We start from the raw sequence: 15,500 nt of genomic DNA, 5'->3' as shown, positions 1-15,500 counted from the left end.
TTCTGTGAGGCTGATCACACTCTAACTTCTCTTTAGACAAAGATATCAATCAACTTGTCTACAAATCACTCCAGCAGACACCCCCCAGGAATGATGCATCGAGTTCAAGATCTAACGATACTATCGGCCCATTCCATCCACTCTTATGAAGCCTCGTCTAATGAGGATTGTCTATCTGCGAATTTTCCGCGTTTAATTCCACCATTTCTTGAAAGAGATTATCCCTTTCTACAATAAACCCACAATTTCATACCAGAAAGCACAATCTAGTAACAATGATGCTTTAAAGGAATACATCAAGCAATCAATTTAAAAGTCAATCCAAAAAGGGGGCTTAAGCCCCCTTTTTGGATTCAGGCGATCAAGACCTTTCAACACTGATATCTCTCATTCCTAATACCAATAGAGCAGCAAAGCTAGTTAGGTTAAGGCCATGAAAAAAGCAACAAGTCTCAATCTGATCAAAGGCACTTCAAATACTTTAACCACTATGACCATTCATATTAGACATAAAATACCTCCATCCTTCTTATAAAAGTCAACACCTTGCCATCAAGCTAGCGCCTCCGCATTAACTTCAATCAAGCCACTCACCAGGAAAGATTTTATTTTTTAGCATGCAATCCGGAGACAGTCTAAATATATTTCTGATCACTTATTCAATCGCTTGGAAGTGATAATTGCTTTCCAAACGGAAGCTCTTATATCTCTTGCTGGTCTTCGCAAAGAAAATGCACAAGCCCTATTGATTGAGCAGACAACCGAAAAATCTCCCTTCCCTCAGAGCATTAACGGATTATCAGCCCATCGCGAAGATCGTGGGGTCGACTGCTTAATCTGGAGTGCTGGAGTTCTGAACACATGGTCCTCAAGCAACTGCGCATCGCATCACGCCGAAGCCAGCTGGCCATGGTGCAAACCAATTGGGTGCAAGCGGAACTGGAGCAAGCACACCCTGGCCTTTCCATCTCAGTAGAAGCGATGGCAACCCAGGGCGACAAAATCCTCGATGTCGCCCTTGCCAAGATCGGCGACAAAGGCCTGTTCACCAAAGAGCTTGAAGCTCAGATGCTGGTAGGGCGTGCTGATATCGCTGTTCATTCCCTCAAAGATCTACCCACCAATCTTCCCGAAGGGCTAATGCTTGGATGCGTGACTGAGCGAGAAGACCCAGCCGACGCTCTGGTAGTTAATCAAAAGAATGCCGAGCATCAACTCAGCACCCTGCCTGAAGGGGCAATCGTTGGAACAAGCTCGCTACGGCGTCTCGCCCAATTACGGCATCACTACCCCCATCTGGTGTTTAAGGATGTGCGCGGCAATGTGATCACCCGCCTTGAAAAACTGGATGCCGGCAACTATGACTGCCTGATACTTGCAGCAGCAGGGCTTACAAGGCTTGGCTTTGGAGATCGCATTCATCAGTTGATTCCCAGCGAGATCTCCCTTCATGCCGTTGGCCAGGGAGCCCTAGGCATTGAATGCGTTGAGGGTCACCCCGAAGTCCTCGAGGTCATCAAGGCACTGGAACACACACCAACAGCGCAGCGCTGCCTTGCTGAGCGGGCCTTACTGAGAGAACTAGAAGGGGGCTGCCAGGTCCCCATCGGCGTCAATAGCCGCATCGAAGCCAATGAATTACTGCTCACAGGCATGGTTGCCAGCTTGGATGGCAAACGGTTGATACGTGATCAGCAGCGCGGCCCAATTGATCGCTGCGAAGCCATCGGCAAGGAACTCGCTGAAACCCTGAAATCTCAAGGCGCCGGAGAGATCCTTGCGGAGATCTTCGCTGCTGTCAGGCCAGAAGCCTGACTTTTCTCAATCTCTATTGAGCCAGCTAGCTAGATCAATCAAGCACTCGTCAGTCTGTTGGCTGCGCTGACAAGGATCAGCGCAGGATTTCCACAGTTGTCCCCACCTCAACGGCGTCAAACAACTGACGTACATGCGCATGAAGCATGCGCACACAGCCATTGGTGACTGCAGCTTTTGCATTGACCCAGTAGGGCCATGGGGTGCCATGAATGCCGAATTGGTTCTGACCACTTTGCAGAAAGCCAATCCAGCGATCACCAAGCGGGCTAGCAACCCCAATCGCAGGATTCACTCGCCCAGATTTGGTGCTCTGATATTGCGGATTGATCACTTTGTTCTCCACCTTGAAGACACCTGTAGGAGTAGGCGTACGAGGATCACCAATAGCAACCGGCCAGGGACCAAGCTTCTCGCCATCGCGGATCACACTGATTTCACGACGACCAAGCAGCAAGACAACTTTCGCACTGATCTCAGGCGATACAGACACTTCAGAGTTTTCTGCTGAGACTTCAGGCGATGCAGATGCTTCAGTGTTTTCTGCTGGGATCTCAGCAGATGCTTGAACCATGCCTGGCAAAGCAACAGCTCCCGCCAGGATCAATGAAACAGGCAACAGCGAAAACGGACGTCGAAACAGACTTGACACGGGCCAGCAAAGACTGATCAGTCTCAAGATAAACAGCGAGCAACAAAACCGTTCAGGCAATGTTCATTCGCTGCCAACGACCATTGCCGCAAGGATCAATCAACCAGTTTTGGATCGATCTCAGCGAGATAACGGGCTTCGCAGGCCTTGATAATCTCTACGGCCTTTTGCACACCTAAGAAACCGTTCACCCTGCAGGTACCAGGCTTTTTAAGGTCCTTGTAGTGCTCCCAGTAGTACTGGGTCTCCTTCAGCCATTGCTCTCCGAGCTGTTCAAAGCTGGTGATGTGGTCCATGCGCTTGTCATCAGCCAGCACAGCAATCACTTTGTCGTCGACTTCACCACCATCATCAAAGGTCATGATGCCAATGATCCTTGCCTCAACGATCGAGCCAGGCACCAGCGGCTCTGTGACACTGACGATTTCGATGTCGAGTGGATCACCGTCTTCGTCCCATGTACGAGGAATGCAACCGTAGGCAAAGGGATAGGCCAGGGAGGAGTAGCCGACACGATCAAGCTTGAGGTGGCCTGTTTCCGTGATCAGCTCATATTTATTGATCGTGTTGGAGTTGAGCTCCACGATCGTGTTGAGCCGCAATTCCGATTCATCGGCAAAGGCAGGCAACACATGCAAGAGGTTGGGAGTGCTGCGGCTTGGAGCCTGATCGATGTTGGCCATAAGTAGCGAAGTCGCCAGCGGCGCATCCTAAGGGGGCGCCGCGATCAAGCTCATGACTGCAACGAATCCAAAGTGATTGATTCAATATAAGATTCTTAACGCTATCCAAAACCACGAGAGGAACCAAGTCAAAAGCTGGCAGAGCAGTTGGTTTGATTAAAAAAATAAATAAAAAGATTAATGATTGACCATCTAAACATCAATCAATAACTTCTCGTTAAAAGAGAAGCATTTTACCAATCATCTTCTTTGCTTCCATGAGACAAGTTAGAAGATTTTGGGCTTAACAGAAGCACCGACACTGCCTTCCACATTAACCTTGCCATCGATATTGACTCTACCTTGCACTTTTAGTGGAGATGAGTTCACCACATCTACTGGTGTTCGAATTTCATCCACACTCACGCTTCCCTTAATCTCTTCTACCAACACTTGGCCGAGGATCGGCAGAGCTTTATTCGAGTTAATCGTCACGCCATTCTTCACAGCCACATCACCTTTAACAGAGAGTGGCTGTTCGGCGTTGATCTCAACGGTGGGCAAAGCAATCTGATCCACTTGCAATCCACCGACGATGCGAATTGGAATCGGCCTGCTGAGCAAATGCAGCGCTGTTGCCGAAAGCACACCAATCGAGATCACCAGAGCGAAGGGCCATCTGCTGATGGTGAACACTTGCAGCCACAACGGCGTGTCTTCTTTTTGAGTGAATGGCTTGCTCTGCATGGGAGAAGATCTACTGCCCTATTGATACAAGACCAGCAACTCATACGCTCATTACCCACAAGCAAAAACTGCGCAAAAGAGGAGCCGATCCTGCCCATCGTTTTGGTGAAACAGATGTGGGCAGGCCGAAAAGCCACATCTTCCCGTCATGCTGTTGACAGCATTTAACAGCTCAATCCCAGTGCAGCGTTCGCTTCGTCTCGCCTTATCGCTCACTGGTGCTACGGCTCTTGCACTAGCCAACACTCCCATCCAGCCTGTTGCTGCTCAACAAGAAGAAGACAGCAATGCAGACGATCTAGGCGTGATGAGCATCAGCCTGAAGGATGTTGTGAATCCCACCATTGGCTTTCAAGGCGCACTGCAAGGAGCAGGCACACCCAATCAAGCCGGCATAGGAGCATTTCTTCCCATTGCTGCTGGCGAGAACAGCGTCTTCTGTATCGAGGCCTTAGCCAACCCTCAAAAGCACAGCCAGCTTTGACAAAACTAGTTTCCCAAACCTCAAAACTATCTATTGCTATTTCAGTGCAGATGCTGTGAATTAATCAAGTTATAATAGATGTAACTATCTTATGCTACTAACCCAATCATTATAGTAACGCAAAAGATTCTTTAGTCACGACAATTAAGCACCATCCCTCCAGCCCAACAATTCTTCTCGCCCGGACCACCCGTATCAGCAACATCAAGCATCTTAAACAATCCAGGCACACATAAAATGCCATCGCCTGTCTCTACCCAGCCGGGCGCACATTTAGAGCCCGGCTGTTCAACAGCGGTATCATCTGTTGCCACTTGATCACTCGGTACTCGCTGACTGGTTACTGAATTAGCTGGCACTCGCTGAATAGCTAGCGGATTAGTTACTGCTGGATTAATTACCACTTGATTATTATTCAATTGATCACTAGCTACGCCCCTAGCATCAAGCTGACTTTCAGCAACTTGCTTAGTGATAACATTACCCCCAGGGATTATCCCCATGGTAATAACAATAAACACCAAAAGCATGACGCCAATGGCAGCCAATATGCCGTTGATGCCTTTCATTTGCGACGTTCTGCTGTATCAAGCATAACGGCCCCTGGAGAGATCCCAGAAGAAAGAAAATAATTAGTAAGAACATCTAGCCCAAAGAAAGATGCCATTCACCAAATGCCCTTCCCTTCAATGCAATTAATTTGATCTAGTAATGGCCGCAGACGTTTTCAACATAGCGCCAAATCTAGGCCAGGAGTATCTATTAAAGTTCTTGTAGACGCTTAAGTTGGCCCTCAAGACAATCAAGAAAAGGCTTAATGGCAAGAGCCTTACCAATTACTTATTCCACCAATTGTTTAGCGTTCCTCATCCGGCCAATCGGGTGAACATCTTCTCGCAACCAAGCCAACAGCTGATGCTCATTACCATGAGAAACATGTTCCTAAAGTGGTCCAATCGCCTGCTGCATCGCTTCTGATAGCTGGGCACTAATTAAATGCCCTGGTAAATAAGAAGTAAAATAGCCAAATTAGCCTTCAGTTTAGTTTACATAGAATACAACCCTTCAAGGCCAGCTGCATTGCAATAGGTTTCGAGGGCAAACAATGCCCGACAAGCAGATTGTTCTCAGTAAAATCCTCAGTAATTAGGCTCTTACGAGCGAGTGAATCACAATCTTTCATAAAATTCCCTCTACTAACACTTACATATAAGGGATGAGTTGAACATTGTGTTTTAGATCCCAATCCCACGGCAATCGTTGTTGACCTGGTGAAACCCTCTTCTTCTTGCTTCTAGTTCTTGAATGACTGACTAGCCGTTTCAGCATGCGACTACCCCAGTGGCACTTGGGAGCAGCTTTGCCGTGATGGCGATAACGCTGGCAGAAACGCTCATAACGCCTGGCACAACCATCGAGCGTTGTCGAGAGCTTTAAAAAGGCAGAGCTCCATTCACTGATGCCATCTGCTTGCAGCCTGATGTAGTGGCCATAGTTGCTATAGGGGTCATAAAAGCCTTTCCTTACCCCTGCTGCTTTGGGGTTGGCATGGATAGTCCTCAAGGTATTCAGCATTCGTCTGTGGTCTTTGGGGTGGATCGGCGTTGAGAAATACCTGGCCTCCCAGAAGTGCCCGCAACGCCCGCTCAAGCGGTTGAGTGCCATGGCGGAGTACCAAGCAAACCAATGCATCAACCTCGGCAAATCCATGGCATCGGCTGGTTTCAGCAGCAAGTGCAGGTGGTTAGCCATCAGGCAGAGCCCATACACCCTCACAGAAAACTTATGGTGGGCCTTTTTAAGTACCGCCAACAACACATCACGCCTAAGCCCTTTAGCAATCAAGAACTGACGGCTATTGCAGCGCAGCGTGATGTGGAAACTGCAGCCATGCGGCAGTAAGCGTTTTGCGCAAGCCATGGGCTGGCGGCATCAGCCCTCAAGCATTAGCCATGCTTCCAACCAAATTCCTTAGCAGCTCTACGCGAGATCAAGGAGATGGCCGAACCTGGCCAGACGACATCTTCACCAGTTTTTGAGCATCTCGATCGCATCGGTTGTGCAGCTCAGAATGTGATCAGCGCCGGCCTGTTTCAGTCGATCTTCATAGGTACTGCGTGCTTCTTGTTGCTCGATCCCATGCAAATGGGGTGGCGCGACTGCCAAGCTCATCCATTGCTGCTCGGGTTGTTGCTGGCGGGCATGGATCACTGTGCGCACATCGGCCACCGTGTCGCCTAGGTAGGCGACTGTTGGAACGCCTTGACCCAATCTCCTACCAGCAAGTTGGCTGGCTAGTTGAAGCAGGCCAGTGGGATCTGGTTTATCAGGTGCTTCGCCCATGGCGATCAAGGCTGGATGCTTGAGCCCCAAGCGTTGTTCCAATACAAATCGGGCAGAAGGAGGCTCAGCACCGCTAACAAACCCCCAGGCGAAGCCGAGCGAACTCAGCGCCTCAAAGAATTTTTGATTGACCAGCAGTGGCTCATTGCGGATAAAGCCCTGCCAATTGCTGGGGTCGCCATTGGGATCACCGCCAAAATAAAAACGACTAAACACCTCTATGAGCTGCTCGCGGCTCGGTAGCTGAAGGGCTTGGTAACGGCTTTTCTGATCACGTCTGAGGAGCTCCAAGCTGGCGTCCCAGTCGTTATTCCAGATGCCTTCTGTTTTGAGTGCGTCGATCTCAGCGACACTGGGACGCCAGCCGCTGTAATGGTGCACTGTTTCCTGGATGGCACGGCGGTAGCTGGCTGCTACATCGCGGATCACGCCGTCGATGTCAAACAGCAGCAGGCCTTGCAGGTTCAGTGGATAAAGAGTGTTGAGCGACTGTTAGGTTAGTTGTTTATTCAGATTCCTTGAGCGCAGAGAGCATGACGGTTTCCGAAGGCGCTGCCGCTGATCAAGAGGTCGCGAGCACGGACGCTGCAGTGGCTGAGGCACATCCACAGGCCACGACGGACGTCGTTGAGGATCAGTCGCAACCCAAGGAGGAGCCTCAGGAAGGCCGTCCTGTGATGCGTGGTGGCAGTGCTGCTCTAGCGACTGCAACGATCGATGCTGATGGTGTGCCTTCTGGATATACCCCAAAGGCCGATGAAGGTCGTTTCTTGCTGAAGATTCTGTGGCTGCCAGACAACGTTGCTCTGGCTGTTGATCAAATCGTTGGCGGTGGCCCCAGCCCTCTTACGGCTTACTTTTTCTGGCCTCGCGAAGATGCATGGGAAACACTTAAAGGTGAGCTAGAAGGAAAGAGCTGGATCACCGATAACGAGCGCGTTGAGGTGCTCAATAAGGCCACGGAAGTGATCAACTACTGGCAGGAAGAGGGCAAGGGTAAGAATCTCGAAGAAGCCAAGCTCAAGTTTCCAGACGTCACCTTTTGCGGTACGGCTTAATCAAGCCAGCCGAACGAAGGAAGCCTGCAGACCCGCTCCGCCTGTAAGGCGGAGCTTTTTTATGGGGAAACTGAAAAGGAGGCTGCATGGGCGAGCTTGCAGTTCAGGCTCCAGAGGATGCGTCTTGCTCAAACGCAGCAGCAGCATCCAAGGTGGCCTTGACATCAAACAGCTCCTCAGCCAGTTCAGCACTGATCGTGAAGGTGTCGATTCCTTCTGCCGCCAAATGGCTGAGATCACGACGATTGCGCAAACTAGCCACCAGGAGTTTGCAGCTACTGCCAACTCCTTCTAGGGCTCGTTGCATTGCTATCAATTCGGTGTAGCCATCACGGCCTTGATCGTTAATCCGTCCGAGGTAGGGGGCGATGTGTTGAGCGCCCAAGGCTGCAGCGATCAAGACCTGGGGGGCTTCAAAACAGGCCGTGAATGTGATGGGGATTTCTGCGGCGATCAGGGTGCTTGCTGCTTGGCTTCCTGCTTGGGTAATCGGCAGTTTGACGTGAACAGTGAGAGCTGGAGTCGTCAATTTCGCCAAGGCAGCGCCGCATTCTGCCAGCTCGATGGCATGCTTTCCCCATGCTTGAAGATGTAGCTCTAAACAACCAAGTCGTTCGGCTGCAGCAGACAAGCTCTTGAGATGATCAAGTTGGCAGGGTTGTTGGGCTCGCCTTAGCAGTGTTGGGTTAGTTGTGATGCCAGCAAAAAGGCCTGTGGGAAGCAATGCCTCCCATTCACTTGGGTCTGCGCTGTCGAGTAAGAGCTGCAGAGTCAACTCAATATCCTCAGCAGCAGCCTATCGATTTACTTATTTCGTGGCTTGAACTCGTGCTCGGGCGCGATTGAAGTTCTGCTGTGCCTTTATTTTTTCGGTTGAGGGTTCCTGGCCTTCCATTTGGCTCACTTTGGCTTTGGCTTGTTCCAGCTCTGCTTCAGCCGTTGTTGCATCAATGCTCTTGCCGAGTTCGGCACCATTCACCAACACGGTGACATCGTCTGCTTCAACTTCGGCGAATCCACCCATCAGGGCAATGGAGTTCCAGGCCCCATTGGTTCGAACCCTCATCACACCGATATCCAGGGCCGTGACAAGCGATATGTGGCCTGGCAGGATGCCAATTAGGCCTGTAGTGCTAGGCAGAATCACCTCTTCGGCAGTGCCGTCGAACACACTCTGGTCAGGTGCCAGAACGCGGAGGGTGAGAGACATGGTTCGGAGGCTTTGGTTTGACGTGGAGAAACTGAATGGGGATGAAAGTGAACAGCGGGGAGATGTCTCACTCCCCGCTGGGCTTTAACCCTTTGCTTCTGAAGCCATCTTCTCGGCCTTAGCTTTGACCTCGTCGATGTTGCCAACAAGGTAAAAGGCTTGCTCAGGGAGATGGTCTAGTTCACCGGACATGATCATATTGAAACCGGCGATCGTTTCTTCCAGCTTGACGTACTTGCCGGACATGCCGGTGAAAATCTCGGCGACAAAGAAGGGCTGGGAGAGGAACTTCTCAATCTTGCGGGCACGATCTACTGTGCGGCGATCATCTTCTGAGAGTTCGTCGAGACCAAGGATGGCAATGATGTCTTGCAGTTCCTTGTAGCGCTGCAGTGTGGCCTGCACGCTTCGTGCTGTGCGGTAATGCTCATCGCCAACAACTGATGGCTGAAGCATAGTGCTGGTGGAATCCAAAGGATCCACAGCCGGGTAAATGCCCTTGGCGGCCAATGCACGAGCCAGCACAGTTGTGGCGTCTAAGTGGGCAAATGTTGTGGCTGGTGCGGGGTCGGTTAGGTCATCTGCGGGAACGTAGACGGCCTGAATCGAGGTAATCGATCCCTCTAGGGTTGATGTGATGCGCTCTTGAAGTGCACCAACGTCGGTGCCAAGGGTGGGCTGGTAACCCACGGCGGAAGGCATGCGACCCAATAAAGCAGAGACTTCTGATCCGGCCTGCACAAAACGGAAGATGTTGTCGATGAACAGCAGCACGTCTTGCTTGTTCACGTCGCGGAAGTGCTCAGCCATGGTGAGAGCTGAAAGACCAACGCGCATCCGGGCGCCAGGGGGCTCATTCATCTGCCCGAAGCAAAGAGCTACCTTCGACTTCGAAAGGTCGTCGGAGTTGATCACTCCGGATTCTTTGAATTCCTCGTAGAGGTCGTTGCCTTCACGAGTGCGCTCGCCCACACCACCAAAGACGGACACACCACCGTGCTCTTTGGCGATGTTATTGATCAGCTCCTGAATCAACACGGTCTTGCCCACACCGGCGCCACCGAAGAGGCCAACCTTGCCGCCTTGACGGTAAGGAGCCAGGAGATCAATCACCTTGATGCCAGTTTCAAAAACTGTTGGTTTGGTCTCTAGCTCAGTGAGTTTTGGTGATGGCCGGTGAATCGGGGCAGTTGCATCGGTTGTAACAGGACCCTGCTCATCAACTGGTTCGCCGAGCACGTTGAAGATTCTGCCCAGAGTGGCTTCGCCAACGGGGACGGAAATTGCAGCGCCGGTGTCGAGGGCTTCCATGCCACGAACCAGACCATCCGTGCTGCTCATGGAGACCGCACGCACTCGATGGTCGCCGAGGAGTTGCTGCACTTCGGCAGTGATGGCAACATCCTGACCGGATGGATTCTTGCCCTCAATGCGAAGGGCATTGAGGATCTTGGGCAGCTTGCCGGCAGGGAATTCCACATCCAGAACCGGGCCAATCACCTGACGAATGACGCCCTTGGTGCCGGCGGTGGCGGTAGCTGCAGCGGCCATAAGAAAATAGAGTTTTGCAGGGGTGCGTGTCTAACGCATTCCCTTACAGAGCGGCGCAACATTACCACTGCATGGCGAGATCTTCTCAGGGTTCGGTGACCCGCACAGGTATCGGCTAGGCGACACAGCATCAACACACATAGGGTTGGCACTCAATGGCCACGAGTGCTACTCCAGGTCGTTATGTGGTGCTTTGGCGCCCTTTTCTTGCTCTTTCAATACACCCATGGCAGCTGTTTCTCTCAGCGTCTCCACCGTTAAGCCTCTCGGAGATCGCGTTTTTGTGAAAGTCTCTGAATCAGAGGAGAAAACTGCGGGCGGCATCCTTTTGCCTGACACCGCTAAGGAAAAGCCCCAGGTGGGCGAGGTGGTTCAAGTTGGCCCTGGAAAGCGCAATGACGATGGCTCCCGCCAGGCTCCCGAAGTGGGAGTTGGAGACAAGGTTCTTTACAGCAAGTACGCAGGTACAGACATCAAGCTCAGCACAGATGAGTACGTTCTGTTGTCCGAGAAGGACATCCTTGCTGTCGTCAACTGAGCTTTGCGGCTGACTTTGAACTTTCAGCTGACACCCGCTTTCAACTGACCAAATCCATCATTTTTAAAGGACAACGCCTCCCATGGCTAAACGCATTATTTACAACGAGCAAGCTCGACGTGCCCTCGAGCGCGGCATTGACATCCTGGCCGAATCCGTGGCCGTCACACTGGGGCCCAAAGGCCGCAATGTGGTGCTTGAGAAAAAGTTTGGTGCACCCCAAATCATCAACGATGGCGTCACCATCGCCAAAGAGATTGAGCTTGAAGATCACATTGAGAACACCGGTGTTGCTCTGATCCGGCAGGCAGCTTCGAAGACCAATGACGCTGCAGGTGATGGCACGACCACAGCCACTGTTTTGGCTCATGCCATGGTGAAGGCAGGCTTGCGCAATGTGGCTGCTGGTGCCAATGCAATCTCCTTGAAGAAGGGGATCGACAAGGCTTCCGACTTCCTCGTGAGCAAGATTGAGGAGCTCGCCAAGCCGATCAGTGACAGCAACGCCATTGCTCAGTGTGGAACCATTGCTGCCGGCAACGACGAGGAAGTGGGTCAGATGATTGCTGACGCCATGGACAAAGTTGGCAAGGAGGGAGTGATCTCTCTTGAAGAGGGCAAGTCGATGACCACTGAACTGGAGGTCACCGAGGGGATGCGTTTCGATAAGGGCTACATCTCCCCTTACTTCGCCACTGACACTGAGCGAATGGAGGCTGTGCTGGATGAGCCCTACATTCTCCTCACTGACAAGAAGATTGGCTTGGTACAGGATCTGGTGCCTGTGCTCGAACAGATTGCCCGCACTGGCAAGCCCCTGCTGATCATTGCTGAGGACATTGAGAAGGAAGCTCTCGCAACCTTGGTGGTCAATCGTCTTCGTGGTGTGCTGAATGTGGCTGCCGTGAAGGCGCCTGGGTTTGGTGATCGCCGTAAGGCCATGCTCGAAGACATGGCAGTGCTGACCAATGGTCAGTTGATCACCGAAGACGCCGGTCTTAAATTGGACAATGCCAAGCTAGAAATGCTTGGTACAGCGCGCCGTGTGACCATCAATAAGGACACCACAACGATCGTTGCCGAAGGCAATGAGACGGCGGTGAAAGGGCGTTGCGAGCAGATCAAAAAGCAGATGGACGAGACTGACTCGACCTACGACAAGGAGAAGCTGCAGGAACGACTTGCCAAGCTGGCCGGTGGCGTTGCTGTTGTGAAGGTGGGTGCTGCCACCGAAACCGAGATGAAAGACAAGAAGCTCCGTCTTGAAGACGCCATCAACGCCACCAAGGCAGCAGTTGAGGAAGGCATCGTCCCAGGTGGTGGCACCACACTGACTCACCTCGCTTCTGATCTGCAGAAGTGGGCCAATAGCAACCTCAGAGGTGAGGAGCTGATCGGTTCCAACATTGTGGAGGCTTCCCTGGCTGCTCCGTTAATGCGCATTGCTGAGAATGCAGGCGCCAATGGTGCTGTCGTGGCCGAGAACGTCAAGAGCAGGCCTATCAGTGACGGCTATAACGCTGCTACGGGGGATTACATCGACATGCTTGCTGCAGGCATTGTTGACCCTGCCAAAGTCACCCGTTCTGGTTTGCAGAATGCGGCCTCGATTGCTGGCATGGTGCTGACCACTGAGTGCATCGTTGCTGATTTGCCCGAGAAGAAGGAGGCAGCTCCTGCCGGTGGTGGTGGCATGGGTGGTGACTTCGACTACTGATCAAGCAGATTCACTCCATAGGCTAAGTAAAACGGATTAGCAACCTATTCACACCATATAAGGGGTATTTCTTTACCCCTTTTTTAATCCCCAAAAATATTAGATGTGTGAAAGAACGCCAATTACGTATGAAGCATTGTCGAAATGGGTTAACTACACTGGGGCGCCTAATTAGTGATGCGAAATAGTGATTTAAACATTTTCTTGCAGTTCAGAATTGTTTTTGGTGATCAGATCTCAGAAGCATCACCCAATCTGGGTAGGGCGGGGCAACTGCCGAGATCTTTTACCCGAAGCCACTGGTATAAGTTATCCGCAGTATCCTTCCGCAGGTGCCCACGCTCCTTCAGCAGCGGTGGTATATCAACCATGTCAAGACACCCTATCAATGAAGGCCATTGTTTCTCCGATCTATTCCCTTTCATCTAGGTGAAATCGCCAGATCTAATGATGGATCGGATGGATCGGCGTGAAATCCAAATCGGATGCGTCACGTAGACGGATTGATACAAGAGGATTGGTTGATCAATGAAAAGAGAGCCTTACTAGGTTTGTTAAGGCATTTCTGTATTCACCAAAATGAGAAAACCTTGAAATACTTTATGAATATCAAAACTCATCTTTATGGTAATATTCTTCAAATGAAGCGTCCCGAGTATGATAACAGTAAACTATATTAAGAATTTCCCCCCTCTTAAGCCTCTTGAAACTGTTGTGCATGTTGGGGCATGGCGTGGAGGGGAGATAGAGAAATATATAGCAGCAGGCTTTAGTAAAATTATTTATATCGAGGCGGATCCAAGCGTTTACAGTGACTTATTAAGAAGAGTAGGCGAACTTGAGCGATCAATTCGCCATAAAGTAATTACTTTAAATGCTTTAATTACAGACCAAGATGATGAGGTCTATGATTTTCATGTATTTGATAACGATGGGGTCTCTTCTTCTATCTATAAAAGCACGGAGCTCAAAAGACTGGTTTGCAAAGTCAAGGAAACGGGCGAAATCAAACGTTTAACGTCCTCTAGATTGGATACGGTGCTTTATTCTCTTGATCTCCCGCCAGAGACTATCTCTGCAATTGTTTTTGATATTCAAGGAGCAGAATTTAAGGGATTACTTGGCCTGGGAAAATTTCTTAAATATCCAATGTATCTTGAGGTCGAGGTTTCTAGTCTTGAATACTATGAAAATGCACCTTTGTATCCTTATGTAGAGATGATATTAGAATCAAGTAAGTTCAAGCGTGTAACGCCAGTGCCTAACCATTATGATTGCTTATTCATTAATAAGAGGCATTATGTTAGAGGATTGTCCATATAGTCTTGCATAAAGTTTCATAGGCCTCGGCGATTTGTACGGAAAAGTGTGTGAGATACTCTTATCATAATTGACTGCCTCCGTCTTATAGAAAAGATAGTCTCCAAAAGCACCCTAATCGGTGCTTTTTTTCGATATAAAGGACGATCGCTGGTTGCAACTATGAGAGAGTTATGCTGATCAAGAGTCATGATCATTGCTGTCTTGATGCTTGCATTGCAAGATCAATTTAAAGCTAAACTTACTCTAGACATGTTCATGATATCGCTTTCCTTAATGCATAGATAGCGGCACCAGTGCGTTCGTAAATGTGCGCTTTTGGGCGCTTCATTTCGATGCCATATGGATTAGTGAAGATCGCAAATAGTATGCGTGTAAATCTAAATAAATTCTTCTTTGTTGACGTTTTACTTGCGTCTTCCTGTTTGACCAGTAACAGCATCTCTCCGGCAATAATTTTGTTGTCGCCAAATGCTTTCAGCATCTTTTCTTTCTCTGAACTGTTGATCGTATCGAGGATGATCCTTAGGCCTCTGATTGAGTCTCGGTCACCTCTTGCAATCTCCCTGGTAATACTTTGATAGAGATTCTCCCATTTGTATGGCTCTTCTTTAAATAGATATGATGCCGGACTACTTGAGCTTGCCTTTGACAATCTCGCCTTTTCATCTTCTTCATTTTGTTGTGATTTCCAGTAATCATATAAAGGAGAAGCCTTCTCTATGATTGTTGCAAGTTCTTTCCCTTTGGGAGGCATTTGGTTTTCAGAGCAAATGATTTTTTATGGAGCACTGATTTGTTGGCAAGAATGACACTGAATGGGCTGGCAACTTCTCGCTGAGATGCAGACTGGCTAATTACTTGACGTTTTGATGATCAATACCTGTTTCTTTCTCATAGGCAATGACTAGGTCGACCAATTCTTTCTTGAGTAATCCTTTTAGCTTATCATTTGACTCCTTGGCGGGAACTATTTTCTTGTCATTCGTTTGTGTGTTTTTCGTTACCCCAGCATTAAGTAGAGAGACAAGCCTTTTCAATGAGTCAAAAACAATAAAAGTAATCCTGATAAGAAGTAAGATGATTGTATCGGTCGTGATCTTTTCTTCTGGCGCCTTTGACGTCTTCTCCTCTGGTGCCTTTGCCATTTTGGGTTTCCGATAAATGTCTTGTCGATAAGAAATCAGTAGAGCAAGTCGCCATCGCCGACGCTTTGATTATAGCTTGAATCCCATTTGGGGCATAGTCTTTAGCCTCTTGATTTTAGCAAAGGAGCTTTGACTTGCTTTTGTGCGCAAGAAGCTTTGATGCTTGATTTTTCATTCCTTCGCTTTGTTGTTGTATTCATTGTAAGCCGCAGAAGCGTATTGTAATCCTTCGACTATGCATCAGAGATCCTCTCT

At 49.7% G+C, this 15,500-nt stretch carries 16 protein-coding genes and 2 pseudogenes; 6 read left to right on the top strand and 12 right to left on the bottom strand.

Translation table 11 applies throughout. The features are described from left to right. Positions 1-861 precede the first annotated feature (861 nt). Positions 862-1,815, top strand: a complete 954-nt coding sequence (gene hemC / locus SIB66_RS06960) for a hydroxymethylbilane synthase (protein ID WP_063406442.1) — start codon at positions 862-864, stop codon at positions 1,813-1,815. A gap of 76 nt (positions 1,816-1,891) precedes the next feature. On the opposite strand, the gene SIB66_RS06955 is transcribed toward hemC, so the two are convergent. The 3 genes from SIB66_RS06955 to SIB66_RS06945 form a co-directional block, all read right to left on the bottom strand. Continuing rightward, positions 1,892-2,467, bottom strand: coding sequence for a L,D-transpeptidase (locus SIB66_RS06955; protein ID WP_063406580.1), 576 nt, complete (start codon positions 2,465-2,467; stop codon positions 1,892-1,894). Between the two features lie 95 nt (positions 2,468-2,562). Further along, positions 2,563-3,150 carry an inorganic diphosphatase gene (locus SIB66_RS06950; protein WP_011130644.1) on the bottom strand — a complete coding sequence of 196 codons (588 nt, stop codon included), beginning with the start codon at positions 3,148-3,150 and terminating at the stop codon, positions 2,563-2,565. 267 nt (positions 3,151-3,417) lie between these two features. Next, positions 3,418-3,876, bottom strand: a complete 459-nt coding sequence (locus SIB66_RS06945) for a hypothetical protein (protein ID WP_236070260.1) — start codon at positions 3,874-3,876, stop codon at positions 3,418-3,420. Positions 3,877-4,057: 181 nt separating this feature from the next. Here SIB66_RS06945 and SIB66_RS06940 point away from each other — a divergent pair. Continuing rightward, positions 4,058-4,336 (top strand): annotated as a pseudogene (locus tag SIB66_RS06940) (carbamoyl-phosphate synthase); the annotation flags it as partial. A gap of 155 nt (positions 4,337-4,491) precedes the next feature. On the opposite strand, the gene SIB66_RS06935 reads toward SIB66_RS06940, so the two are convergent. The 4 genes and pseudogenes from SIB66_RS06935 to SIB66_RS06920 all read right to left on the bottom strand — a co-directional run bounded on the left by SIB66_RS06935 (position 4,492) and on the right by SIB66_RS06920 (position 7,132). After that, the gene (locus tag SIB66_RS06935) at positions 4,492-4,929 is read right to left on the bottom strand and encodes a hypothetical protein (RefSeq protein WP_063406440.1); all 438 of its coding nucleotides are present in this window, start codon (positions 4,927-4,929) and stop codon (positions 4,492-4,494) included. 193 nt (positions 4,930-5,122) lie between these two features. Beyond that, positions 5,123-5,389 (bottom strand): annotated as a pseudogene (locus tag SIB66_RS06930) (carboxypeptidase M32); the annotation flags it as partial. Positions 5,390-5,563: 174 nt separating this feature from the next. Beyond that, positions 5,564-6,280 carry a transposase gene (locus SIB66_RS06925; RefSeq protein ID WP_063421571.1) on the bottom strand — a complete coding sequence of 239 codons (717 nt, stop codon included), beginning with the start codon at positions 6,278-6,280 and terminating at the stop codon, positions 5,564-5,566. A 105-nt stretch (positions 6,281-6,385) separates the two neighbouring features. Further along, a complete protein-coding gene (locus SIB66_RS06920) occupies positions 6,386-7,132 on the bottom strand; it encodes a TIGR01548 family HAD-type hydrolase (RefSeq protein ID WP_063406439.1) in 747 nt (248 codons plus the stop codon). Between the two features lie 104 nt (positions 7,133-7,236). On the opposite strand from SIB66_RS06920, the gene SIB66_RS06915 reads away from it, so the two are divergent. Further along, the gene (locus tag SIB66_RS06915; RefSeq protein WP_063406438.1) at positions 7,237-7,761 is read left to right on the top strand and encodes a 30S ribosomal protein PSRP-3; all 525 of its coding nucleotides are present in this window, start codon (positions 7,237-7,239) and stop codon (positions 7,759-7,761) included. A gap of 103 nt (positions 7,762-7,864) precedes the next feature. On the opposite strand, the gene SIB66_RS06910 is transcribed toward SIB66_RS06915, so the two are convergent. The 3 genes from SIB66_RS06910 to atpD all read right to left on the bottom strand — a co-directional run bounded on the left by SIB66_RS06910 (position 7,865) and on the right by atpD (position 10,522). After that, positions 7,865-8,536 (bottom strand): transaldolase family protein, encoded by a 672-nt coding sequence (locus SIB66_RS06910; protein WP_063406437.1) that lies wholly within the window; start codon positions 8,534-8,536, stop codon positions 7,865-7,867. Positions 8,537-8,569: 33 nt separating this feature from the next. Continuing rightward, positions 8,570-8,971 (bottom strand): ATP synthase F1 subunit epsilon, encoded by a 402-nt coding sequence (atpC, locus tag SIB66_RS06905; RefSeq protein WP_063399472.1) that lies wholly within the window; start codon positions 8,969-8,971, stop codon positions 8,570-8,572. 84 nt (positions 8,972-9,055) lie between these two features. Continuing rightward, entirely contained in the window at positions 9,056-10,522 is a 1,467-nt protein-coding gene (gene atpD, locus SIB66_RS06900; RefSeq protein WP_011130819.1) for a F0F1 ATP synthase subunit beta, read from the bottom strand. Positions 10,523-10,748: 226 nt separating this feature from the next. Here atpD and groES point away from each other — a divergent pair, with 226 nt between their 5' ends. The 3 genes from groES to SIB66_RS06885 all read left to right on the top strand — a co-directional run bounded on the left by groES (position 10,749) and on the right by SIB66_RS06885 (position 14,100). Continuing rightward, positions 10,749-11,060, top strand: coding sequence for a co-chaperone GroES (gene groES, locus SIB66_RS06895; RefSeq protein WP_011130818.1), 312 nt, complete (start codon positions 10,749-10,751; stop codon positions 11,058-11,060). Between the two features lie 82 nt (positions 11,061-11,142). After that, positions 11,143-12,777, top strand: coding sequence for a chaperonin GroEL (gene groL / locus SIB66_RS06890; RefSeq protein ID WP_063406436.1), 1,635 nt, complete (start codon positions 11,143-11,145; stop codon positions 12,775-12,777). A 657-nt stretch (positions 12,778-13,434) separates the two neighbouring features. Beyond that, the gene (locus SIB66_RS06885; protein ID WP_063406434.1) at positions 13,435-14,100 is read left to right on the top strand and encodes an FkbM family methyltransferase; all 666 of its coding nucleotides are present in this window, start codon (positions 13,435-13,437) and stop codon (positions 14,098-14,100) included. A 253-nt stretch (positions 14,101-14,353) separates the two neighbouring features. On the opposite strand, the gene SIB66_RS06880 is transcribed toward SIB66_RS06885, so the two are convergent. After that, complete coding sequence (locus SIB66_RS06880) at positions 14,354-14,854, bottom strand: hypothetical protein (protein WP_063406433.1); 501 nt, start codon at positions 14,852-14,854, stop codon at positions 14,354-14,356. A gap of 100 nt (positions 14,855-14,954) precedes the next feature. Further along, the gene (locus SIB66_RS06875; RefSeq protein ID WP_063421573.1) at positions 14,955-15,245 is read right to left on the bottom strand and encodes a hypothetical protein; all 291 of its coding nucleotides are present in this window, start codon (positions 15,243-15,245) and stop codon (positions 14,955-14,957) included. Positions 15,246-15,500: the final 255 nt, after the last annotated feature.

This window comes from Prochlorococcus sp. MIT 1318, assembly GCF_047304505.1.
GTDB lineage: Bacteria > Cyanobacteriota > Cyanobacteriia > PCC-6307 > Cyanobiaceae > Prochlorococcus > Prochlorococcus marinus_D.
The sequence above is the reverse complement of the archived record's forward strand: the minus strand, read 5'-3'. Positions and strand labels throughout refer to the sequence as shown.